The following is a 21,115-nucleotide window of genomic DNA, read 5'->3' as shown; positions in this document are numbered from 1 at the left end:
TGGGACCTCAGGGACCTCAGGGACCTCAGGGCGCGGGCGTGCAGGGTGCTCAGGGCGCTCAGGGCGCGCAGGGAACGGCGGGCAACGGAATCCAGGCGGCCTACATTCAGGGCCCGCTGACCGTGATCGCGGACACCCCCGTTGATTTCGGGTGTGTGCCCGGAGACATCGCTGTCGGCACCGGATACCAGCTCTCGGGTGCGGGCGTGAATCCGGTGCTGATCCAGCCGCTCTCGATCAGCGGCTACCAGTTCACTTTCACCGGCGGTGGTGCCGACATCTGGGTGTCCTGCATCTCGCCCGCCACGCCGTTGGCGTTCGCCCCTGCGGCCGACAGGTCGGATCGGGCAACGGCGAAGAACAGTGGCCGTACCAGCCGGCCGAACCGCCCCAGTACCGTCAAGGAGGAGAAATGAGCACGCGTCAGATACTCGGTTCACTTGCCTGTGGTGCGGTCTTGCTTGTCGGAGTCCCGGCGTGCAGCGCTAAACCCGCCGACAAGCCGCAGGCCAGCAGTTCCGGCAGCAGCGACAGTACGAACGGCGGTTCCCACACCGGATCCACGCCGGCGGATCTCCTGAAGCTCGGTGTCGAGCAGGGCCAGGCCGGTGACTACGACACGGCGAAGGCCAGCTTCGAGAAGGTGCTGGCCGACGAGGCCGACAACAAGTTCGCCTGGTTCAACCTCGGCTTCATCGCACAGTCGCGCAACCAGGCCGACGAGGCGATCAGCAACTACGACAAGGCGTTGGCGGCCGACGGCGACTACAAGCCGGCCCTCTACAACAAGGCCATCGTTCTGGAGGGCAAGGCGCCGACGACGTCGATGGAGATCTACCGCAAGGTCGTGTCCATCGACGACAAGGCGTCGACCGCCTACCTCCGACTGGGCTTGCTGCTGTCCAAGTCCGGTGACGAAGCGGCGGCGCGGGACGCCTTCAAGGCGGCCATCCGGCTGGACAAGGGACTCACCTCTGCCGTCCCGGCGAAGTACCGGCCCGCCCCGACGGGCAGGTGACCGACCCGATGCACACACCGCGTGTAACGGTCTTCACCGGAAGCAACCGCACCCGCTTCATCGACGAGTGCTTCCGGTCACTGGTGGCGCAGACCTTCACCGACTGGGAATGGGTGGTCATTCTCAACCAGGGGTCCCGGTGGCGGCCCGAGGCGCACGACGATCGCATCCGGCTCGTCGTCCAGGACGACCTCAACGGTGTGGGTGCCGTGAAGGCATTCGCCTGCGCCGAGGCTGCCGGGGACATCCTGGTCGAACTCGACGACGACGATCTGCTCAGCAGCGACTGCCTGCAGGAAATCGTCGACGCCTTCGACTCCCACCCGGAGGTGGGGTTCGTCTACAGCGACACCGCCCAGATCCAGGAGGACGGTGGCCGCTGCGAGGACCGTTTCGCGAGTTCGTTCGGCTGGCGGCACTACGACGAGAAGGTGGACGGCCGCGAGGTGCTGGTCTGTCGGGCGTTGCCGCCGACGCCACACAACGTGAGCTACATCTGGTACGCACCGAACCACGTGCGGGCCTTCCGCCGGGACATCTACGAGAAGGTCGGCGGATACGACGAGTCGCTCGACGTCGCGGACGACGCCGACCTCATGGCGCGGATCTACCAGGTGAGCGAGTTCCACCACATTCAGAAATGCCTCTACCTGCAGCGCATGCACGCCAAGAACACGCAGCGTATTCCGGAGTTCAACGCCCGCATTCAGCAGCGGACGGTGGAGATCTACGACCGGAACATCCAACAGAACGCGTTGGCCTGGTCGCGGCGGCAGGGACTTATGGCGCTCGACCTGGGTGCCGCGCACAACAAGCCGGAGGGCTATCTCGGTCTGGACTACCACGACGGGCCGGGCGTCGACCTGGTCTGCGATGTGACGAAGGGAGTCGATCTGCCGGACGGCAGCGTCGGGGTCATCAGGGCCGTGGACTTCCTGGAGCACATTCCGGACAAGATCGCACTCTTCAACGAGTTGTACCGGCTGCTCGCTCCGAACGGGATGCTGTTGTCGCTGACCCCCAGCACCGACGGGCGAGGCGCCTACCAGGACCCGACGCACGTGGCGTTCTACAACGAGAACTCTTTCTGGTATTTCACGGACGCCAACTACTCTCGTTTCGTGCCGGAGATCCGGTGCCGATTCCAGGCGTCGCGGTTGGTCACGTACTTCCCCAGCGAATGGCACCAGACGCACCACATCCCGTACGTCTCGGCGAATCTCATCGCGATCAAGGACGATGTGCTGCGCAATGGCGGGCTGCTGAACATCTGACCAGTGCGAGGCGCAGCCGCGTCCCGCGTGGGCGTTCGGATCGTGCCCGGCCGGGACCGGTCAGGTCATCAGGGTGGTGAGGAAGTCACCGAGGCCCTGGGCCATCGCCATCAGGGCCGCCCCGATCCCCTTGAACAGTTGCGCCGCCCCGTCCGGGCGGAACGCCATGAAGTAGATCAGGAAGGCGACACTGCCCCAGAGCAGCACCTTCTTCACGAGAATCGGCATCGTCCCTCCCCAGGGCACCTGGACGTGCCTGGCTTCCCGCCAGGAAGCCGGACAAACCGGGAGGCTGGACAAACCGGGGGGCCGGGTAGGTTGGCGGGCCAGGGGCCGGGCAAACCCGCGGACGGGGATGCGTGCCGGACGCCGGGTGAACCAGCGGGACAGGCGGGTGATGCCCGACGGCGAGTACGCCTACAGGTAGAGGCCGGTGCTGCCGGTGGGCTCGCTCTCCACCCGCTCGGCGGCGACAGCGTGCACGTCGCGCTCGCGCAACAGCACGTACCCCCGACCGTGCAGTTCGACCTCGGAGCGGTCGTCGGGGTCGAAGAGCACCCGGTCGCCGGCCACCACGGCGCGGACGTGCGGGCCGACTCCCACGGCGGTGGCCCAGGCCAGTCTCTTGCCGACGGCGGCGGTGGCCGGGATGACGATGCCGGCGGTGGAACGGCGTTCGCCCTCGCTGCCGTCCACCTTCACCAGCACCCGGTCGTGCAGCAGGCGGATCGGCAGGCCGGTGTCGAGGTTCGGGTCGACGGTCACGCCAAGACGCTACCGTGTGCTCCGGTGGCGTCCACCCGGTGGTTGAGCCGATGCGGCACGGGCGGGTTGAGCTGGTGCCGCGCGGGGCATTGAGTGGCGGAACTGTCCTACGCTGGCGGGTTCCCGGACGTACCCTGTCCGGGCCGTCGCCCCGGGCAACCCGGTGTGTCGTTCTTCAGCAGGAGGTGCGCTTGAGCCGCTTCGAGCGGGTACGCGGCCGGCTCCGTCGCGCGTACGAGTCCGGGCGGGAGTCGGTCCGCGCGGGGCGTGCCGATCCGGCCGATGCGCCCGAGGGAACCGGAGTGGCCACCCCCGCGTCGCCCGGCCCGGTGGCGGCCCCGTCGGCGACGGTGGTCGGCGCCGAGCCTCCGGCGGCCCTGTACCACTCCACCTCCAGCCGCGATGACGCCGACGTGCCGCACGCCCTGCGGATCGCTGCCGCCTGGTCGTGGCGGTTGATCGTGATCGGTGCGGTCACCTGGACGCTGTTGAAGATCGTCGGGGCGATCAGCATCGTGATCATCCCGCTGCTGGTGGCGCTGCTGCTCTCCGCGCTGCTCGCCCCGGCGGTGGGCTGGCTGCTGCGCGTCCGGGCCCCCCGCTCGCTGGCCACCGCCGTGGTGATGGTCGGCGGCCTGGTCGCGGTGTTCGGCACGCTGACCCTGGTGGTCAACGAGTTCATCCAGGGGGTGCCGGAGCTGAGCGAGAAGTCGTCGCAGGGGGTACGGCAGATCCAGGACTGGCTCAAGACCGGCCCGTTGCACCTGTCCGACAGCCAGCTCAACCGGTACATCGAAGAGGCGCAGGGCTGGATCAACGGCAACACCGAGAAGTTCACCAGCGGTGCCCTCGCCACCGCCACCACCCTGGCCGAGCTGCTCACCGGCGCGGTCCTGGTGCTCTTCGCCACCTTCTTCTTCCTGCGTGACGGCAACCGGATCTGGCGGTTCCTGGTCCGCCTGCTGCCGGTCGCCGCCCGGTGGAAGGTCGACGACGCCGGTCGGGCCTCCTGGGCCACGCTCGGCGCCTATGTGCGGGCCACCGTGCTGGTGGCGTTCATCGATGCGGTGGGCATCGGCATCTTCCTGGTCGTCTTCGACGTCCCGTTCGCCTTCCCGCTGGCCGCCCTGGTGTTCCTCGGCGCGTTCATCCCGATCGTCGGCGCGTTCCTCTCCGGGGTGGTGGCGGTGCTGGTGGCGCTGGTCGACAGCGGCCCGGTGACCGCCCTGATCATCCTGGGCGTGGTGATCGGTGTGCAGCAGGTCGAGGGACACCTGCTCCAGCCGTTGATCATGGGTCGGGCGGTGGCCATCCACCCGCTCGCGGTGATCATCGGAATCGCCGCCGGTGTGGTGCTCGCCGGCATCACCGGCGCGCTGGTCGCGGTGCCGCTGATCGCCGTGCTCAACACCGCCGTACGCCGGCTGGCCGCCCGCAGCGTGCCGGACACCCCACCGGACGCCGTGGTGGTCGCCTCCGAGGCCCCCTGACCGGGGCCGGTCCGATCCGACCCCTGGTCAGGCCGGTCGTCCGACAGCCGAGAAGCCGCCCGTTCCCCCTCCGGGAGCGGGCGGCTTCCGCGTGGTCAGACCTTGGCGAGGCGTTCCAGGGCGCCCTGGGCCACCTCGGGCCGGGTGGTGTACCAGAACGGCGGCAGCGAGCGGCGCAGGAACGGGCCGTAGCCGCGCGCCGTCTCCAGCCGCGAGTCGAGGACCGCCACCACCCCCCGGTCGCCGGTGGCCCGGATCAGCCGACCCACGCCCTGGGCCAGCCGGACCGCGGCGATCGGCACGCTGACCGCCGAGAAGCCGGAACCACCGCCCGCGTCCACCGCCGCCGCCCGCGCCGCCGCCAGCGGCTCGTCGGGACGCGGGAAGGGCAGCCGGTCGATCACCACGAGTTGGCACGAGTCACCCGGCACGTCCACCCCCTGCCAGAGCGACATCACCCCGAACAGGCAGCTCGACCGCTCCTCCCGGAACCGGCGTACCAGCAGCGGCAGCGCCTCCTCGCCCTGGAGCAGCACCGGCAGGTCGGTGCGGGCCCGGACCAGCTCCGCGGCCTGCTGCGCGGCCCGTCGGGAGGAGAACAGCCCGAGGGTACGACCACCGAGTGCGCCGACCAGGGTCAGCAACTCCTCGCCGGCCGCCTCGGGCAGCCCGGAGACGCTGGGGCGGGGCAGGTGCGCGGCGACGTACAGGATGCCCTGCCGTGCGTAGTCGAACGGTGAGCCGACGTCGAGGGACGACCAGCCCGGCCCCGAGGTGGCCGGTACGACGCCGGTGGCCGCCCGGCTGCCCGGTGCGGTCGCCACCGGACCGGCACCCGGTGCCCCGCCCGGTACGACGCCGGTCGACCGGCCGGCGGCGGCGGTGGCCAACGCGGCGGCGGCCGGGGACGGCGGGGCGGGCGGCGGCGCGTCCAGACCGAGGGCCCGGGCCACCGTGTCGAACCGGCCGCCCAGCGCCAGGGTCGCCGAGGTGGCGACCACGGTGCGCTCGTCGTACAGGTGGGTGGACAGGGTGCCGGCGACCGACAGCGGCGCGACCACCAGCGCCCGGCGGCTGCCGTTGTCCGGCTTCTCCACCCAGGCCACGTCGTGGTCGGCCTCCTCCAGCAGCCGCTGCGCGGTGGTCGACAGCTCGTCCAGCGCCGCCTTGGCCTGCTGCTTGCGGACCGGGTCCGGGTCGTCGGCCTTGACGTCGCCGATCGCGTCGAGCGCGGCCCGGGTGGCCGCGTCGAGCAGGGTGCACGCCTCGCGCAACGGGCCGGGCAGACCGCCGGTGAGCCGACCGGCCGGGGCCTCGGCCAGCCCGACGGCGAGCGCGTCACCGGCCTCGGTGAGCCGGTCGGCGACGTCCGGCCGCAGCAGCGGCCGGGCCCGCCGGGCGGACCGGTCGATCAGCTCCGGGACCAGCTCGGCCTGCGCGGCCGAGGAGACCCGGTCGGCCAGCTCGTGCGCCTCGTCGACGATCAGCAGCTTGTGCGGCGGGACGATGTGCCGGCCGGCCAGCATGTCCACCGCGAGCAGACTGTGGTTGGTGACCACCACGTCGGCCTCCCGGGCGCGGGCCCGGGACGCCTCGGCGAAGCACTCCTGGCCGAACGGGCAGCGGGACGCCCCCACGCACTCGCGGGCGGGCATCGACACCAGCCGCCATGCCTGGTCGTCGACGCCCGGGTCCAGCTCGTCCCGGTCGCCGGTGTCGGTCTTCTCGGCCCAGTCGCGCAGCCGTTGGATCTGCTTGCCCATCCGGCCGGCCTCACCGAGCCACTTCGTCCCGCCGCCCGGCCGGGCGGCAGGGGCGTCGAAGAGGGTGTCCTCCGGCTCGTCCTCGGTGGAGTTGTCCAACCGGGCCAGGCAGAGGTAGTGGTGCCGACCCTTGAGCACGGCGAAGGTGGGGCGGCGGCCGAGCAGCGGCTCGACCGCGTCGGCGAGCCGGGGCAGGTCATGCTCGACCAGCTGGGACTGCAACGCCAGGGTGGCAGTGGAGACCACCACCGGCCCGTCCACGGTCAACGCCGGGGCCAGGTAGGCAAGCGACTTGCCGGTGCCGGTGCCCGCCTGCACCAGCAGGTGCTCGCGGGCGGCGACGCTGTGCTCGATCGCCTCGGTCATCTGCTGCTGGCCCGGCCGGGTCGCGCCGCCGGGGACCGCGCCGACCGCCGCCGCGAGCAGGTCGGTGCCGCTCGGCCGGCCACCGCGCCGTCGGCCGGAGCGGGCCGACGGGGTGCTGGGGCCGGCGGCGGTACGGGGCGGAGTCACCGTGCGACGGTACCCGCAGCCGCCGACAGTGGACGCGCCGCTGCCCCCCGCGTGGCGCGGTCACCGTCCGGATTGTCGCCACCCCGGACCGTTCAACTCCCTGCGGCGACGAGTGGGCGGAATCGGCTAGGGTGCGACTCATGCCGAGCGACGTGGTCCGTGTGATCTACCGCAAGTACGACGGCAGCGCCCATCGCGACTACCCGGCCCGTCGGTTGGCCGAGGACGACCTCGGGGTGTGGCTGGGGGTGACCGAGGGCACCGCGTCGGTCTACCACGGCCGGCCCTCGGTGGAGCAGATTCCCTTCGTCCTGCTGGTGCCGCACCGGGCCTGGTGGACGGGCATGTTCAACCCGCCGCCGCGGACCAGCGAGGTCTACTGCGACATCGCCACCCCGGCCCGCTGGGAGGGTGACGACACCGTGCACTTGATCGACCTCGACCTGGACGTGGTGCGCCGCCGGAGCACCGGCCTGGTGGAGTTGCGCGACGAGGACGAGTTCGCCGAGCACCGGGTCCGGTTCGGCTATCCGGACGAGGTGGTGGCGCAGGCGCAGGCGGCGGCGGCTCGGCTGCTCACCGCCCTCGGCGACGGCACCGAGCCGTTCGCCTCCGCCTACCGCAAGTGGTTGGCCCTGGTGGTCTGACCCGGCGGCCGGTGGTGACCCGGCTGGTCCGACCGACGGGAGCGGCCCGGCCCCGGTAGGCGTGGTGCGGCCTGGGCGGGTCGGCGTGGTCCGGCCGGTGGGTGCGGTCGCGGCGGGGCGGGACCGGTCACCAGCGGGGCGGCCAGGTGGCGTCGGGGGCGAGGTCGGGCAGCAGGTGGAGCTTGTCCGGGTTGAGCTGGTGGAACAGCCCGCTGATCCGGCCGTCGTGCACGGCGAACCCGGTGACCATCCGCAGCAGCCGGCCGTCGGGTGCGGCGGTCTCCAGGTGCAGGCCGAGCACCCCGTCCACCAGCACCGGTGCGGCCCGCAGGTGCTGGCCGTACCGGCCGGCCCGGGTGAAGAGGCCGAGCAGGAAGCGGGCCACCGGGTCGACGCCGACGATCGGTCGCCGGGCCGTCGGGAAGTGCCCGCCGCCGTCGCCGATCAGCACCACGTCCGGGGCGAGCACCCGGACCAGCGCGTCGAGGTCGCCGGACTCGGTCGCGGCGGCGAACGCGGCCAGCACCCTGCGCTGCTCGGCCGGGTCGGCGGTATGCCGGGGCACGTCGGTGGCGGTGACCACCCGGCGGGCCCGGGAGGCGTGCTGGCGGGCCGCCTCGGGGGTGCTCGCCAGCACCTCGGCGATCCGGGCGAACGGCACCGCGAACACGTCGTGCAGGACGAAGGCGACCCGTTGCTCGGGGCTGAGCCGTTCCAGGACGACCAGCAGGGCGGTGCCGAGCAGGTCGCGCCGGACCGCCCGGTCGGCCGGGTCGGGGGCGAAGCCGTCCGGTGCCGGCACGCCGCCGTCCCACGGCGTGACCACCGGCTCCGGCAGCCACTGCCCCGGGTACGTCTCGCGACGGACCCGGGCCGAGCGGAGCACGTCGAGGCAGATCCGGGCGCAGGTGGTGGTGAGCCAGCCGCCCAGGTGCCGGATTTCGGCCCGGCGCTGCGGATCGGCGAGCGCCCCGGCGTAGCGCAGCCAGGTCTCCTGGACGGCGTCCTCCGCCTCGCTGCGGCTGCCGAGCATCCGGTGGGCCACCGCGGTCAGCCGCCCGCGTTCCGCCTCGAACTCCGCCACCAGGTCCACCGTCACCACAAACCTCCCCGGGGTACGACCGGATTCTCCCCACCCACCGGACGTCCCGCCACCGGCAAAGGTGACAGCCCGGTGCCGGCTCGGCGGGCGGGCGGTGCGGCGGTGGGCGAGGATCGGGGGATGCGCACAGACGAGGAGACGGAGATCGTCGTACCCGAGGGTGCGACGGTGCGGGAGTTGTTGCGGGTGTCCCCGGGTGGTAAGCCGATCGACCTGGGGGCGGTCGATCCCCGGTCCACCCCGGGACTGCCGGCGGCGGCGGGCGGCGGGAAGGACCGCAAGCCGTGGGCCCGCCGGCAGGTCGAGCTGATCGGTGCGGGGTTGGCCCGGCAGCAGGAGATGCTCTTCGCCACCGCCAAGGCGGCCGGTGGGCCGGACGCGCCCACCTCGGCCCCGACCGGTGGCGGGTCGAAGCTGCGGCCGGGGCGGCCGGGGCGGCTGCTGCTGGTGCTCCAGGCGATGGACTGCGGGGGCAAGGACGGCACCGTGAAGCGGGTGGCCGGCGCGATGAACCCGCTCGGCCTGCACATCCGCTCGTTCGGCCCGCCGACCCGGCAGGAGTTGCGGCACGACTTCCTGTGGCGGATCCGCCGGGCGTTGCCCCCACCCGGGTACGTCGGGGTCTTCAACCGTTCGCACTACGAGGACGTGCTGGTGGCCCGGGTCGACGCGCTGGTGCCGGAGGAGACCTGGCGGGCCCGGTACGACCGGATCAACGCGTTCGAGCGGGAGCTGACCGACGGGGGCGTGACCCTGGTGAAGGTGATGCTGCACATCTCCCCGGACGAGCAGGCGCGGCGGTTGTCGGAGCGGTTGACCGACCCGACGAAGCACTGGAAGTACCAGCCGAGCGATCTCGACTCCCGGGCCCGCTGGGACGACTACCAGGCCGCGTACGCGGAGGCGCTGGGGCGGTGCGACACGGACGCCGCGCCCTGGTTCCTGGTGCCGGCGGACCGCAAGTGGTACCGGGACTGGGCGGTGGCGCACCTGCTGCGGGAGACGTTCGAGGGTCTTGATCTCGGGTATCCGGCTGCCGGTTTCGACGTGGAACGGGAGCGCCAGCGGTTGTCGAGTGGCGGCGGTGACGGCCGAGGTTAACAACAGATGAACGACCGGTGAATCGGGTCTGACCAGGGGTGGGCCGGCGGAGACCCACTCCGGTGCGGTACCTAGCATGCATCAGCGGACGCCCCCTGGGGCGGCGGCCACCCTTCCACCGACACGACGAGGTCCGTGCTGTGAAGTTTTCCTTCCGTCCCACCGAGGGCGCTTTCTACGAGCTCTTCACCAGGGCCGCGCAGAACCTGGTGAAGGGCACGGAGCTGCTCAACGAGCTGGCCCTGCCCGGCGTCGACGTCCAGTCGGTCAGCGAGCGGCTGACCGAGGTCGAGCACGACAGCGACCAGATCACCCACGATCTCTACAAGAAGATCAACTCCACCTTCATCACCCCGTTCGACCGGGAGGACATCTACCGGCTGGGCTCGCTGCTCGACGACGTGATGGACCACCTGGAGGCGGTCGGCAACCTGCTCTACCTCTACGGCCTCACCAAGCTCCCGTCGCTCCCGCGCGAGCTGCACGAGCTGGTCAACGTGCTCGACCTCCAGGCGAAGCTGACGGCGGAGGCGATGCCCCGGCTGAAGTCGATGAAGGATCTCGAGGACTACTGGATCGAGTGCAACCGGCTGGAGAACGACGGTGACCAGGCGTACCGGATGCTGCTGGTCCGGCTCTTCTCCGGCGAGTACGACGCGCTGACCGTGCTGAAGATGAAGGAGGTCGCCGACGAGCTGGAGGCCGCCTGCGACGCCTTCGAGCACGTGGCGAACACCGTCGAGACCATCGCGGTCAAGGAGTCCTGAGCCTGTGAGTCCCGAACTCATCGCCGTGCTGGCGGTGATCGCGGTGGCCCTGGCGTTCGACTACACCAACGGCTTCCACGACGCCGCCAACGCGATCGCGACAAGCGTCTCCACCCGGGCGCTGACCCCCCGGATCGCCCTGGGCCTCGCCGCGGTCGGCAACTTCGTCGGCGCGCACTTCGGCGCCGGCGTGGCCAAGACCGTCGGCGACGGCCTGGTCACCCTGCCCACCGGGGTGGGCAGCCTCGGAGTGGTCTTCGCCGGGGTGCTCGGCGCGATCGCCTGGAACCTGATCACCTGGTACTTCGGCCTGCCGTCGTCGTCCTCGCACGCCCTCTTCGGTGGGCTGGTCGGGGCGACCCTGCTCTCCGCCGGCGGCGTCGTGCAGTGGGTCACCATCGGCGAGAAGGTCATCCTGCCGATGATCCTGTCGCCGATCGTCGGCCTCACCCTCGGCTATCTGCTGATGCTGGCCATCCTGTGGGCGTTCCGTAAGGGGCAGCCGGGCAGGCTCAACCGGGGCTTCCGCTGGGCGCAGACCGCCTCGGCGGCGGCCATGTCGGTCGGCCACGGCATGCAGGACGCCGCGAAGACCATGGGCATCGTGGTGCTGGCCCTCTACACCGGCGGTTTCCAGGACGACAAGACGCACATCCCGGGCTGGGTCTTCTGGACCTCGGCGACCATGCTGGCGCTCGGCACGTACGCCGGTGGATGGCGGATCATCCGGACCCTCGGTCGAAAGATCATCGATCTGGGGCCGCCGGAGGGCTTCGCCGCCGAGACCGTGGCCAGCGCGGTGCTCTACTTCAACGCCCTGGTGCTCAAGGCCCCGATCTCCACCACCCACACGATCACCTCGGCGATCATGGGGGTGGGCGCCACCAAGCGGCTCTCCGCGGTCCGCTGGAACGTGGCCGGCAACATCGTGCTCGCCTGGGTCATCACCTTCCCGGCCGCCGCGCTGATCGCCTGCCTGACCTACCTGGTGGTCCGTCCGCTGTTCTGACCGTTGCGGGAAGGTGACCCGAGGGGTACCTGACCTGGTCGGGAGGGGCACCCCGTCACCGCACCGCGCGGTGCCGGGGTGCCCCTCCCGCTGTCTGTTCAGGCGTAGTCGACTCCGATCCGGGCCCGGATGTCGTCCAGCAGGGCCATCACCTCCAGGGTGACGGCGTGCGGCACGAGCGGGCTCTCGGTCAGCCCGGCCGCCAGACAGCGCTGCACCTCGGCGGCCTCGTACTGGTAACCGCCGCCGGCCGGGTCGTCGGTGAGCGTCTCCGGCTCGGCGTCGGTGCGGTGCAGCACCGCGGAGCCGGGGCGGAAGAACGGCTCGGGCAGCTCGATCCGGCCGGTGGTGCCGGTGATCGCGGCGGTCAGCGGGGTCGCCCCGACCATGCCGCAGCCCAGCGTGGCGACCGCGCCCGAGTCGTACCCGAGGACGATGCCGGTGTTCTCGTCCACCCCCTCCGGGCTCAGCTTGGCCCAGGCCTGCACGTGCTGCGGCACACCGAGCAGCAGGTGGGCCAGGCTCACCGGATAGACGCCCAGGTCCAGCAGCGCGCCGCCGCCCAGGGCCGGATTACGCATCCGGTGCTCCGGCGGGAACGGCCCGGCCACCCCGAAGTCCGCCCGGACGCTGGTCACCTCGCCGATCGCCCCGCCCCGGACCAGCTCCACCAGGCGCAGGATCAGCGGGTTGCACCGCATCCACATGGCCTCCATCAGGAAGACCCCCCGGGCCCGCGCCAGCTCGACCAGCTCGGTGCTGGTGGCCAGGTCGAGGGTGAACGGCTTCTCCAACAGCACCGCCCGGCCGGCCTCCAGGCAGACCCGGGCGGCCTCGTGGTGGGCGGCGTGCGGGGTGGCCACGTAGATCGCGTCCAGCCCGTCGTCGGCGGACAGCTCGGCCCAGGAGCCGTACGCCCGCTCGGCACCGTACCGGGTGGCGAACGCCTCGGCGCTCTCCGTCGTACGTGAGCCGACCGCGACCAGTTCGGCCCCCGGCACCAGCCGTAGGTCCTCGGCGAACCGGCCGGCGATGTGGCCGGTGGACAGAATCCCCCAACGTGTCATGCGCTCACGCTAACCCGCCGCCCCCTGTTCCCTGCCCACGTGCCCCGCCACCCCCGCTGCCCGCCCCCTGCCCACCGCCCGCTGCCTGTCCCCTGCCCACCGCCCGTTGCCCGTCACCTGCTCTGCCCACCGCCCGCTGCCCGTCCGCTTCCTGCCGGCCGCCTGCCGGCGGTTGTCGGCGGAGGGGGTGGGTCCGTCCGGCGGGACTAGGCTCGGCGCATGACGATCGACAGTTCCGGTTTCCCCGCCCCGCCGGCGCTGGTCGAGCACGCCCGCCGGTTCCACGCCGAGGGCGGCACCCCAGCCCCGCCCCGGGTCGCGGCCACCGTGCTGCTGCTCCGCCCGGCCGGCACCGACTTCGAGGTGTACGTCATCCGCCGGGTCGCCGCGATGGCCTTCGGCGGGGTGTACGCCTTCCCCGGCGGTGGTGTCGATCCGTCGGACTCGGAGGCGCACCTGGACTGGGCCGGTCCCGACCCGGCGGCCTGGGCGGGACGGCTGGGTGTCACGCCCGACGCCGCCCAGGCGGTGGTGTGCGCCGCCGCACGGGAGGTCTTCGAGGAGGCCGGCGTGCTGCTGGCCGGCCCCGGCGGCGGCACGGTGGGGGATGCTGTCGGCGGCGCGGTGGTGGGTGACGTCAGCGGCGACGACTGGGAAAGTGCACGGCAGGATCTGGAGGCACGTCGTCGGGGTTTCGCCGGGCTGCTCGCCGAGCGGCAGCTCACCCTCCGGTCCGACCTGCTGCTGCCGTGGAGCCGGTGGATCACCCCGGAGTTCGAGCCGCGCCGCTTCGACACGTACTTCTTCGTCGCCCTGCTGCCGGAGGGGCAGCGGACCCGGGACGTGTCCGGCGAGGCCGACCACACCATGTGGGTCCGCCCGGTGGACGCGCTGGCCCGCGCGCGGGCCGGTGAGCTGACCATGCTCCCGCCCACCCTGGTCACCCTGACCGAGGTGGCCGCCGCCGGTGACCTGGCCGGTGCCGGTGCGCTGGCTGCGGTGGCCCGCGCCTCGGCCACCCGGGACGCGGCCACCCCGGTGACCCCCCGCCTGCACGTTCCGGAGAACGGCACCCCCCACTTCACCCTCACCTGACCCGCGTTCACGCGGCCCGCCCCGGCCCGCGCAGGGGCGGGGCAGGGGTCAGCCGAAGCGGCCGGTGATGTAGTCCTCGGTCTTCTTCTGGCTGGGGTTGCTGAAGATCTTCTGGGTGTTGTCGTACTCGATGAGCCGGCCGGGGTCGCCGGTCTTCTCGATCGAGAAGAAGGCGGTGCGGTCGGAGACCCGGGCGGCCTGCTGCATGTTGTGGGTGACGATGATGATGGTGAACTTGTCCTTGAGCTGGAACATCAGGTCCTCGATGGCGAGCGTCGAGATCGGGTCCAGCGCCGAGCAGGGCTCGTCCATCAGCACCACCTGCGGCTCGACGGCGATGGTCCGGGCGATGCAGAGCCGCTGCTGCTGACCGCCGGACAGACCCGCGCCGGGCTTGCCGAGGCGGTCCTTGACCTCGTCCCACAGGTTCGCCGAGCGCAGCGCACGCTCGGCCGCCTCGTCCAGGATGGACTTCTTGCGGACCCCGTTGAGCCGCAGCCCGGCCACCACGTTCTCGAAGATGCTCATGGTGGGGAACGGGTTGGGGCGCTGGAAGACCATGCCGATCATGCGGCGGACGGCGGTCACGTCGACGTCCCGGTGGTAGACGTCCTGGCCGTCGATGGTCAGGCTGCCCTCGACCCGGGCGCCCGGCAGCACCTCGTGCATCCGGTTGATCGAGCGCAGGAAGGTCGACTTGCCGCAGCCGGACGGGCCGATCAGGGCGGTGACCGTCTTCGGCTCGACCGTCAGGTTGATGTTCTCGATCGCCTTGAAACCGCCGTAGTAGGCGGTCACGTCGGTGGCGTCGATGCGCTTGGCCATGGTGGTACCTCCGGGGTTCATCGGCCGAGCCGGTTGCGGCGGGCCAGCAGCTTCGCGGCGACGGTGAGGACGAGCACGAGGACGACCAGGGTCAACGCCGCCGTCCAGGCCCGTGCCGGCGAGTACTTCGAGGCCTCGCCGGCCTGCTGGTAGACGAAGAGGGCCAGCGAGGACTGGTTGTTCTCGAACGGGTTGAAGTTGATCGCCGCACCACCGCCGGCGACGAGCAGCACCGGGGCGGTCTCCCCGGCGGCTCGCGCGATGGAGAGCATGATGCCGGTGACGATGCCGGGCAGCGCGGTGGGCAGCACCACCCGCAGGATGGTCTTCCACTTCGGTACGCCCAGGGCGTACGCCCCCTCGCGCAGCGGCGGGGGGACCAGGCGCAGCATCTCCTCGGTGGAGCGGACCACCGTCGGCAGCATCAGCACGCTCAACGCGAGCGCGGCGGCGAAGCCGGAGAAGCTGGGCCGGCCGTCGTTGAACCACGGCGACACGATCAGCACCCAGAAGGCCAGCACGAACAGGCCGGTGACGATGGACGGGATGCCGGTCATCACGTCGACGAAGAACCGGATGGCGAAGGCGAACCGGCCGCGCCCGTACTCGACGATGTAGATCGCGCAGAGCACGCCGAGCGGGACGGTGATCGCGGTGGCGATGCCGACCTGCTGCAGGGTGCCGACGATGGCGTGGTACGCGCCGCCGTTGGCGTCGCGGGCCCCGATGTTGTTCATCGAGCTGCCGAAGAAGTCGCCGTCGAGCCGGGCGGTGCCCTTGCTGGCCAGCGTCCACACCACCGAGGCCAGCGGCAGCACGGCCAGCACCAGGGCGGAGTGGATCAGGGCGCTCCAGACCCGGTTACGGGCCGACCGGCGGCCCTCCACCGCGTTGGCGGCGGTGAACAGCCCGGCCAGATAGAGCAGTACGCCGAACACCACGACCAGGACCGGGCCGCCGAGGTCGACGCCGTAGACGATGCCGGCGGAGACCAGCAGGGCCAGCACCGCCAGGGCGGGGGCGGCGTACCCGGGTAGTCGCCTGGCCCGCAGGCTGTCCGGCTGGGCCGGCGGGCGGGAACGGCGGGGGGTGAGCGTCGTGGTCATGCGGCCGACTCCGTGAACTCGCGGCGGCGGTAGATGATCGCCCGCGCGGTGATGTTGACGATCAGCGTGATCGCAAAGAGCACCAGGCCGGAGGCGATGAGCGCGCCCCGACCGGTCTCGTTGGCCTCCGCGAACCGGTTGGCGATGTTCGCGGCGATGCTGTTGCCGCCGTTGGCGAGGATGTTGAACGAGATAGCGTACGTCGAGCCGAGGGTCAGCGCGAGCGCGATGGTCTCGCCGAGCGCCCGCCCGAGGCCGAGCATGACGGCGGCGATGATGCCCGGCCGGCCGTACGGCAGCACCGCCGTACGCAGCATCTCCCAGCGGGTGGCCCCCAGCGCGATGGCGGCCTCCTCGTTGGCGGTCGGGGTTTGGAGGAACACCTCGCGGGAGAGCGAGGTGATGATCGGCAGCACCATGATCGCCAGGACCAGCGAGCCGAGCAGGATCGAGTTGCCGTACGGGCCGTCGCCGAAGATCGGGATCCAGCCGAAGTACGTGTGCAGCCAGGCCGACAGGTCGGCGACCGGCCCGACGAAGTAGTCCCGCCCCCACAGGCCGAACACCACGCTCGGCACGGCGGCCAGCAGGTCGATCACGAAGCCCAGGGCGGTGCCGAGCCGACGCGGCGCGTAGTGGGACAGGTAGAGGGCGATGCCCAGCGCCACCGGCACCGCGATCAGCAGCGCCAACAGGGCGGTGAGCAGGGTGCCGAAGGCGAGCGCGCCGATGCCGAACGTGGCGGGATCGTCGTTGGGGAACCAGCCCTCGAAGGTCCAGAAGTTCGCACTGTTGGCCCGCAGCGCCGGGACGGCCTTGGCGATCAGGAAGACCGCGATGGCCGCGATGATGACCAGCACGGTGACGCCGGCGGCCAGGGTCAGGCCACGGAACGCCCGTTCCGCGCCGAACGCGCGGGCCCGGGGCAGCCCGCCGCCTCCGCCCAGGCCATGGTCGTCATCGGGGGTACGGAGGCTGACTGGTGCCTCGGCAACACGCGCCGAGGCACCGGCGGACCGCTCGTGACCCTGGGTCACGGGATGCCCGCCGGTGCCGGCGTGTGCCGAGCGGTGAGGGGTTTCACCCATCTGCTCGCTCGCTTCGACTTGAGGAGGTGTTGTCGCTCGGACGGTCAGCCGAGGTTCTTGACCGCAGCCTCGACCTTGGTACGGACCGAGTCGGGCAGCGGGGCGTAGCCCAGCTCCACCAGCTCGGCCTGGCCCTCGGTGCTGGCGGCGTGGCCCAGCAGGCCCTTGATCAGCGGCAGCTTGTCGGCGGCGGTGCCCTTGCTGCACACGATCTCGTAGGTCACCAGGACGATCGGGTACGCCCCGGCCTCCTTGGTGGCGTAGTCGATCGACATCTTGAGGTCGTCGCCCTGGCCCTCGATCTTGGCCCCGGCGATGGTCTTGCCGGCCGACTCGGCGGTCAGCTCGGTGTACTCGCCGGCGCCGTTCTGCACCTTGGCCTTCTTCAGACCGGAGTTCTCGGCGTACGACCACTCGACGTAGCTGATCGTGCCCTCGGTGCTCTTGACCTTGGCGGCGACGCCGTCGGACTTGGGGGCGCCGAGCCCGCCGGGGGCCTTCCACGCCTTGTTGTTGCCGAAGGTCCAGTCCGTCGCGGCGGTCTTGGACAGGTACTTGGTGAAGTTGTCGGTGGTGCCCGACTCGTCCGAGCGGTGCACCGTCTGGATCGCGGCGGCGGGCAGCTTGGCGTCCGGGTTGTCGGCCTTGATGGCCGGGTCGTCCCACTTGGTGACCTTGCCGGCGAAGATCTGCGCCAGGGTGGCCGGCTTGAGCTGGAGGTTGTCCAGGCCGCCGACGTTGTAGACGACCGAGACCGGGCCGATCACCATCGGCAGGTTGAGCGCCGCGCCACCGGTGCACTTGGCGTCGGCCTGCGGCTGCTCCTCCGGCTTGAGGGCGGAGTCGGAGCCGGCGAAGTCGGCGGTGCCGGCGATGAACGCCTGGACGCCCGCGCCCGAACCGGTGGACTCGTAGTTGATCGTGGTGCCGCCGCACTTCTGCTGGTAGGCCTTGATCCACTCAGCCATGGCGTTCTTCTGCGCGGAGGATCCCTGCGCGTTCAGGGTGCCCTTGCCACAGTCGGCCGCGCTGGCCGAACCGGAGGCGGAGGCGCTGGCCGGCTCGTTGTTGTCCGAGCCGCAGGCGCTGAGGCCGAGGACCGCGGTAAGAGCGAGGCAGGCAATGGCGCCGTGCCGCTGGAGCTTCACCTGAGGGGTTTCCCTTCACGTCTTTGGTCAGGTCGCCCGGATTGGGGCCCGAGTGCCGGCGCTGACCGGCTGACACGAAAGCTAGAAGTGCCAGGTAGACGGTTCGCCGGTCGGAAGTGAACGGGGCATGAACAGCCCCGGCCGGAAAGGTGACCGCTGCCTGAGGGAGGGTTGTCCGTTAGGTGAACTGCCGTCCCAGTATCCGCATTGATGCGATATATCCGGGCAGCCGTTATCCTGGCGTGGCCCCGCCGTTACCGCACGGAGACCGCCGGTCGCCCCGGCGGAGCCGGCCGGCCGGTAGGTCGGGGCGGAGCAGGGTCACGGCCCGTCGTGATCAGTCCGGCCGTTGCCGGGGGAGTCGATCAGCCCGGCCATGGCCGGGGGAGTCTCAGCCCAGGTGGTAGTTGACGTGCCCGCACCAGCGGGCGAAGCCGAGCCGTTCATAGAGCGAAACGGCGGCGGTGTTCGACTCGTCGACATAGAGCATCACCCGGTCCAGCCCGCGCTGGTCCCGCAGGTACGCCAGCCCGGCGGTGGTGAGGGCCCGCCCCAGACCGCCACCGTGCGCGTCCGGGTCCACCCCCACCACGTAGACCTCGCCGATCCGGGCCGCGCCCGGCCGTTCGTGCACCTTGGTCCAGTGGAAACCGCGCAGCCGTCCGCCCGGGGAGTCGACGGCGAGCAGGAAACCGGCCGGGTCGAACCACGGCTCGGCCAGTCGGGCCCGCAGGTCGTCGGCGGTCCACCGGCCCTGCTCCGGGTGCTCGGCGAAGGCGCGGGCGTTGACGGCGAGCCAGGCGTCGTCGTCCTCGCCGGGGCGGAAGGAGCGCAGCGTCACCCCGTCGGGCAGGCGGGGCGGCGAGACCGGGTCGGTCAGCGACCGACGCAACTGCCAGAGCACCCGGGCCCGCGTGAGGCCCAGGTCGACCGCGAGCGCCGCGGCGGACGGGTGATCACCGTGCGCCCAGGCCCGCACCGGGCCGGGAGCCGCCGCGAGTACGCCCCGGGCCAGCGCCCGTCCGGTGCCCCGCCGCCGGAAACCCGGGCGCACCACCAACTCCACCCCGACGCCGGACGTCGGGTCGGTGGTGTCCAGGTGGGCGTACCCGGTCAGGGTGCCGTCGGTGGCGCGGGCCGTCAGGTGCCGGGCCGACGCCTGCGGGTCGCGCAGCCGCAGCAGGGTGTGCTCGTCGAAGGGGTCGGCACCGTCGGTGTCGCCCGCGAACCGGGCCAGGGCCAGCACCTCGGTCACCTCGGCCGGGGTGAGCCGGTCGCTCTGGGCCAACCGGTCGGTCGTCGACTCGCCGCTGCTCATCCCGTCACCGTAGTCGGCTCCGCGCGCTCGTCCAGCCCGCCCGGTCCTGTCCGCCCCCGACCTGCCCGGTTCTGTCGGCCCTCCGACCTGCCCGGTCCTGTTCGTCCCCGGCCCGTCCGGTCTGCCGGCCGGCGACGGCGCTGCGGGCCCCGGTCGGCTCAGTTGGCCCCGTTGACCGGCAACGCCTCCAGCCGGAATCGGCTGACGAGTTCGGGCAGGAGCCGGCGCAGCGCGTCCACGGTGCCCTGCCGGTCGCCACCGGCGTCGTGCATGAGCACGATCGCGCCCGGCCCGGTGTCCCGGGTGACCGTCGTGGTGATCTTCGCGGCACCGGGGACCTGCCAGTCGTTGGGATCGACGGTCCAGTGCAGCGGGGTCATCCCCAGCCCCTCGGCGACCGACACCACCGGGTACGTCCAAGCCCCGCCGGGCTGCCGGAAGTAGCTGATCCGGGCGTCCGGCACGGCGGCGTGGATGGCGTCGTTGGTCCGGATCAGGTCGGCCCGGATCAGGGCGGGGGAGCGCTTGCCGAGCAGCACGTCGTGGTGCCACGAGTGGTTGCAGAGGGTGTGCCCGTCGGCCACGATCGCCTGGACCAGGTCCGGGTGGTCCTGGGCGTTCTCGCCGACCACGCAGAACGTCGCCTTGACCCCGTACGCGCGCAGCACCTCCAGCACCTGCGGGGTGTACGTCGGGTCGGGTCCGTCGTCGAAGGTCAGCGCGACCTCGGGAGTACCGGTGCTGGCGTGGCTGCCGAACGGGCCGTCACCGTCGCTGGCCGGCTGCGGGGCGTCCGGGTCGGCCCCGGTGGTGGGGGTGCCCCCGTCGGGGCGGGTGCCGTCCGGATCGGTGTGCGGGGCGGCCGGGTCGGCGGGTTGCTCGCCGTACTGGGCGCCGTCGATCTGCGCCGACGCGCCGATCGGTTGCCGGGGTGTGGCCGGGGTCATGCTGCGCCCGAGCGCGTACGCGGACCCGAGCAGGGCGGCCAGCACCAGGGTGACGACGCCGACGGTCCCGCTGGTCGACCGGGTGCGCATCAGCGTCCCCACCGGTCCGGATCGCGGGACGGCCCTCTCGTCGCCCCCGTGGTCAGTGCACGCACCGTCGCCCCTTTCACGCCTGCTGATTCCGGCAGTAAGACTAAAGCCGGCAACAGGTGCAAAAGGGGCGTATCGGAAATAGTCCTTCTAGGGTGCGGTGCTGTCGATCGGGATCAGACCGGCAGCGGCGCGGGCTCGGACTCCGGCAGCGACCGGGACGACGGCGGGACCACGAACTTGTAGCCCACCTGGCGGACCGTACCGATCATCGACTCGTACTCCGAGCCGAGCTTGGCCCGCAGCCGTCGGACGTGCACGTCCACCGTGCGGGTGCCGCCGAAGTAGTCGTAGCCCCAGACCTCGCGGAGCAACTGGTCCCGGGTGAACACCCGGCCCGGGTGCTGGGCCAGGAACTTCAGCAGCTCGAACTCCTTGTAGGTGAGGTCGAGCGGCCGGCCCTTGAGCTTGGCCGCGTAGGTGTCCGGGTCGATGTTCAGTTCGCCGGCCCGGATCGAACCGCCGGCCCCGGAGGTGGCGTTGCTCAGCCGGCCCACCGCGAGCCGCAGCCGGGCCTCCACCTCGGCGGGGCCCGCTCCGGCCAGGATCACGTCGTCCACGCCCCAGTCGGCGTTCAGGGCGATCAGGCCGGCCTCGGTGACCACCGCGACCAGCGGCACGCCCAGGCCGGTGGCGTGCAGCATCCGACAGGTGGCCCTGGCCTCACTCAACTCAGACCGGGCGTCGACCAGCACCGCGTCCGGGCTGGGCCCGGAAACCAGGGTGCGGACGTCACGCGGCGCGGTACGCACCGAATGCGGCAACAGGTCGAGTGCCGGCAGCACCGCCGAGGGCTCACCTGCACGCGCGGTCACCAGCAGCAGGAGCTCCACACGATCACCTCCGTCCCGGCGGCTCAATGGCCGCACGCGACCAGCTGCCCCGCCGGTGGGCGGGGCGCTGAGAACTTGCGTGGGTCCCG

20 protein-coding genes and 2 pseudogenes are annotated in these 21,115 nt (G+C 71.8%); 9 read left to right on the top strand and 13 right to left on the bottom strand.

What is annotated here, in order from left to right:
- Window positions 1-38 precede the first annotated feature (38 nt).
- Genes ACQP1S_RS29090 through ACQP1S_RS29080 form a run of 3 tightly spaced genes read left to right on the top strand, consistent with a single transcriptional unit; the run spans window position 39 to window position 2,292 of the window.
- Complete coding sequence (locus tag ACQP1S_RS29090) at window positions 39-416, top strand: hypothetical protein (protein WP_363666049.1); 378 nt, start codon at window positions 39-41, stop codon at window positions 414-416.
- The gene (locus ACQP1S_RS29085; RefSeq protein ID WP_432900955.1) at window positions 413-1,018 is read left to right on the top strand and encodes a tetratricopeptide repeat protein; all 606 of its coding nucleotides are present in this window, start codon (window positions 413-415) and stop codon (window positions 1,016-1,018) included. The genes ACQP1S_RS29090 and ACQP1S_RS29085 overlap by 4 nt, the downstream gene beginning before the upstream one ends.
- An 8-nt stretch (window positions 1,019-1,026) precedes the next feature.
- The gene (locus tag ACQP1S_RS29080; RefSeq protein ID WP_432900953.1) at window positions 1,027-2,292 is read left to right on the top strand and encodes a glycosyltransferase; all 1,266 of its coding nucleotides are present in this window, start codon (window positions 1,027-1,029) and stop codon (window positions 2,290-2,292) included.
- 60 nt (window positions 2,293-2,352) lie between these two features.
- Here the strand turns inward: ACQP1S_RS29080 and ACQP1S_RS29075 are convergent, their stop codons facing one another.
- Together ACQP1S_RS29075 and ACQP1S_RS29070 are read right to left on the bottom strand one after the other, a co-directional pair.
- Window positions 2,353-2,520, bottom strand: coding sequence for a hypothetical protein (locus ACQP1S_RS29075; RefSeq protein ID WP_176738891.1), 168 nt, complete (start codon window positions 2,518-2,520; stop codon window positions 2,353-2,355).
- A 189-nt stretch (window positions 2,521-2,709) separates the two neighbouring features.
- On the bottom strand, window positions 2,710-3,057 hold the full coding sequence (locus ACQP1S_RS29070) for a GroES family chaperonin (RefSeq protein WP_091242545.1): 348 nt from the start codon (window positions 3,055-3,057) through the stop codon (window positions 2,710-2,712).
- A gap of 134 nt (window positions 3,058-3,191) precedes the next feature.
- Between ACQP1S_RS29070 and ACQP1S_RS29065 the strand changes: the two genes are divergently transcribed.
- Window positions 3,192-4,547 (top strand): AI-2E family transporter, encoded by a 1,356-nt coding sequence (locus ACQP1S_RS29065; RefSeq protein ID WP_432908417.1) that lies wholly within the window; start codon window positions 3,192-3,194, stop codon window positions 4,545-4,547.
- 95 nt (window positions 4,548-4,642) lie between these two features.
- Here ACQP1S_RS29065 and ACQP1S_RS29060 read toward each other — a convergent pair.
- Both ACQP1S_RS29060 and ACQP1S_RS29055 read right to left on the bottom strand, forming a co-directional pair.
- Window positions 4,643-5,329: pseudogene (locus ACQP1S_RS29060) on the bottom strand (ATP-dependent DNA helicase); the annotation flags it as partial.
- Window positions 5,330-5,461: 132 nt separating this feature from the next.
- Window positions 5,462-6,823: pseudogene (locus ACQP1S_RS29055) on the bottom strand (ATP-dependent DNA helicase); the annotation flags it as partial.
- A 140-nt stretch (window positions 6,824-6,963) separates the two neighbouring features.
- On the opposite strand from ACQP1S_RS29055, the gene ACQP1S_RS29050 reads away from it, so the two are divergent.
- Window positions 6,964-7,470, top strand: a complete 507-nt coding sequence (locus ACQP1S_RS29050) for a DUF402 domain-containing protein (RefSeq protein ID WP_357896743.1) — start codon at window positions 6,964-6,966, stop codon at window positions 7,468-7,470.
- 127 nt (window positions 7,471-7,597) lie between these two features.
- Here the strand turns inward: ACQP1S_RS29050 and sigJ are convergent, their stop codons facing one another.
- Entirely contained in the window at window positions 7,598-8,569 is a 972-nt protein-coding gene (sigJ, locus tag ACQP1S_RS29045) for an RNA polymerase sigma factor SigJ (protein ID WP_432900948.1), read from the bottom strand.
- Between the two features lie 123 nt (window positions 8,570-8,692).
- Here sigJ and ACQP1S_RS29040 point away from each other — a divergent pair, with 123 nt between their 5' ends.
- From ACQP1S_RS29040 to ACQP1S_RS29030, 3 genes are all read left to right on the top strand, one after another.
- Complete coding sequence (locus ACQP1S_RS29040; RefSeq protein WP_432900946.1) at window positions 8,693-9,673, top strand: PPK2 family polyphosphate kinase; 981 nt, start codon at window positions 8,693-8,695, stop codon at window positions 9,671-9,673.
- Window positions 9,674-9,813: 140 nt separating this feature from the next.
- Window positions 9,814-10,440, top strand: coding sequence for a DUF47 domain-containing protein (locus ACQP1S_RS29035; RefSeq protein ID WP_067311399.1), 627 nt, complete (start codon window positions 9,814-9,816; stop codon window positions 10,438-10,440).
- A 4-nt stretch (window positions 10,441-10,444) separates the two neighbouring features.
- The gene (locus tag ACQP1S_RS29030) at window positions 10,445-11,449 is read left to right on the top strand and encodes an inorganic phosphate transporter (RefSeq protein ID WP_363666034.1); all 1,005 of its coding nucleotides are present in this window, start codon (window positions 10,445-10,447) and stop codon (window positions 11,447-11,449) included.
- Window positions 11,450-11,547: 98 nt separating this feature from the next.
- Here the strand turns inward: ACQP1S_RS29030 and ACQP1S_RS29025 are convergent, their stop codons facing one another.
- Complete coding sequence (locus ACQP1S_RS29025) at window positions 11,548-12,516, bottom strand: Gfo/Idh/MocA family protein (protein WP_432900942.1); 969 nt, start codon at window positions 12,514-12,516, stop codon at window positions 11,548-11,550.
- A gap of 219 nt (window positions 12,517-12,735) precedes the next feature.
- On the opposite strand from ACQP1S_RS29025, the gene ACQP1S_RS29020 reads away from it, so the two are divergent.
- Window positions 12,736-13,611, top strand: a complete 876-nt coding sequence (locus tag ACQP1S_RS29020) for an NUDIX hydrolase (RefSeq protein WP_432900939.1) — start codon at window positions 12,736-12,738, stop codon at window positions 13,609-13,611.
- A gap of 48 nt (window positions 13,612-13,659) precedes the next feature.
- On the opposite strand, the gene pstB is transcribed toward ACQP1S_RS29020, so the two are convergent.
- From pstB to ACQP1S_RS28985, 7 genes are all read right to left on the bottom strand, one after another.
- Window positions 13,660-14,436, bottom strand: a complete 777-nt coding sequence (gene pstB, locus ACQP1S_RS29015; RefSeq protein ID WP_091242519.1) for a phosphate ABC transporter ATP-binding protein PstB — start codon at window positions 14,434-14,436, stop codon at window positions 13,660-13,662.
- A gap of 17 nt (window positions 14,437-14,453) precedes the next feature.
- Window positions 14,454-15,542 carry a phosphate ABC transporter permease PstA gene (gene pstA / locus ACQP1S_RS29010; RefSeq protein WP_432900936.1) on the bottom strand — a complete coding sequence of 363 codons (1,089 nt, stop codon included), beginning with the start codon at window positions 15,540-15,542 and terminating at the stop codon, window positions 14,454-14,456.
- Window positions 15,539-16,630 (bottom strand): phosphate ABC transporter permease subunit PstC, encoded by a 1,092-nt coding sequence (pstC, locus tag ACQP1S_RS29005; RefSeq protein ID WP_091242513.1) that lies wholly within the window; start codon window positions 16,628-16,630, stop codon window positions 15,539-15,541. The genes pstA and pstC overlap by 4 nt, the downstream gene beginning before the upstream one ends.
- Before the next feature lie 44 nt (window positions 16,631-16,674).
- Window positions 16,675-17,778 (bottom strand): phosphate ABC transporter substrate-binding protein PstS, encoded by a 1,104-nt coding sequence (gene pstS, locus ACQP1S_RS29000; RefSeq protein ID WP_432900933.1) that lies wholly within the window; start codon window positions 17,776-17,778, stop codon window positions 16,675-16,677.
- Between the two features lie 391 nt (window positions 17,779-18,169).
- Window positions 18,170-19,096, bottom strand: a complete 927-nt coding sequence (gene mshD, locus ACQP1S_RS28995) for a mycothiol synthase (protein ID WP_432900931.1) — start codon at window positions 19,094-19,096, stop codon at window positions 18,170-18,172.
- 158 nt (window positions 19,097-19,254) lie between these two features.
- On the bottom strand, window positions 19,255-20,133 hold the full coding sequence (locus ACQP1S_RS28990; protein ID WP_432900928.1) for a polysaccharide deacetylase family protein: 879 nt from the start codon (window positions 20,131-20,133) through the stop codon (window positions 19,255-19,257).
- A gap of 176 nt (window positions 20,134-20,309) precedes the next feature.
- Window positions 20,310-21,026, bottom strand: coding sequence for a winged helix-turn-helix transcriptional regulator (locus ACQP1S_RS28985; protein WP_088643167.1), 717 nt, complete (start codon window positions 21,024-21,026; stop codon window positions 20,310-20,312).
- Window positions 21,027-21,115 lie beyond the last annotated feature (89 nt).

Source organism: Micromonospora matsumotoense, assembly GCF_050951065.1.
Taxonomy (GTDB): domain Bacteria; phylum Actinomycetota; class Actinomycetes; order Mycobacteriales; family Micromonosporaceae; genus Micromonospora; species Micromonospora matsumotoensis.
The sequence above is the reverse complement of the archived record's forward strand: the minus strand, read 5'-3'. Positions and strand labels throughout refer to the sequence as shown.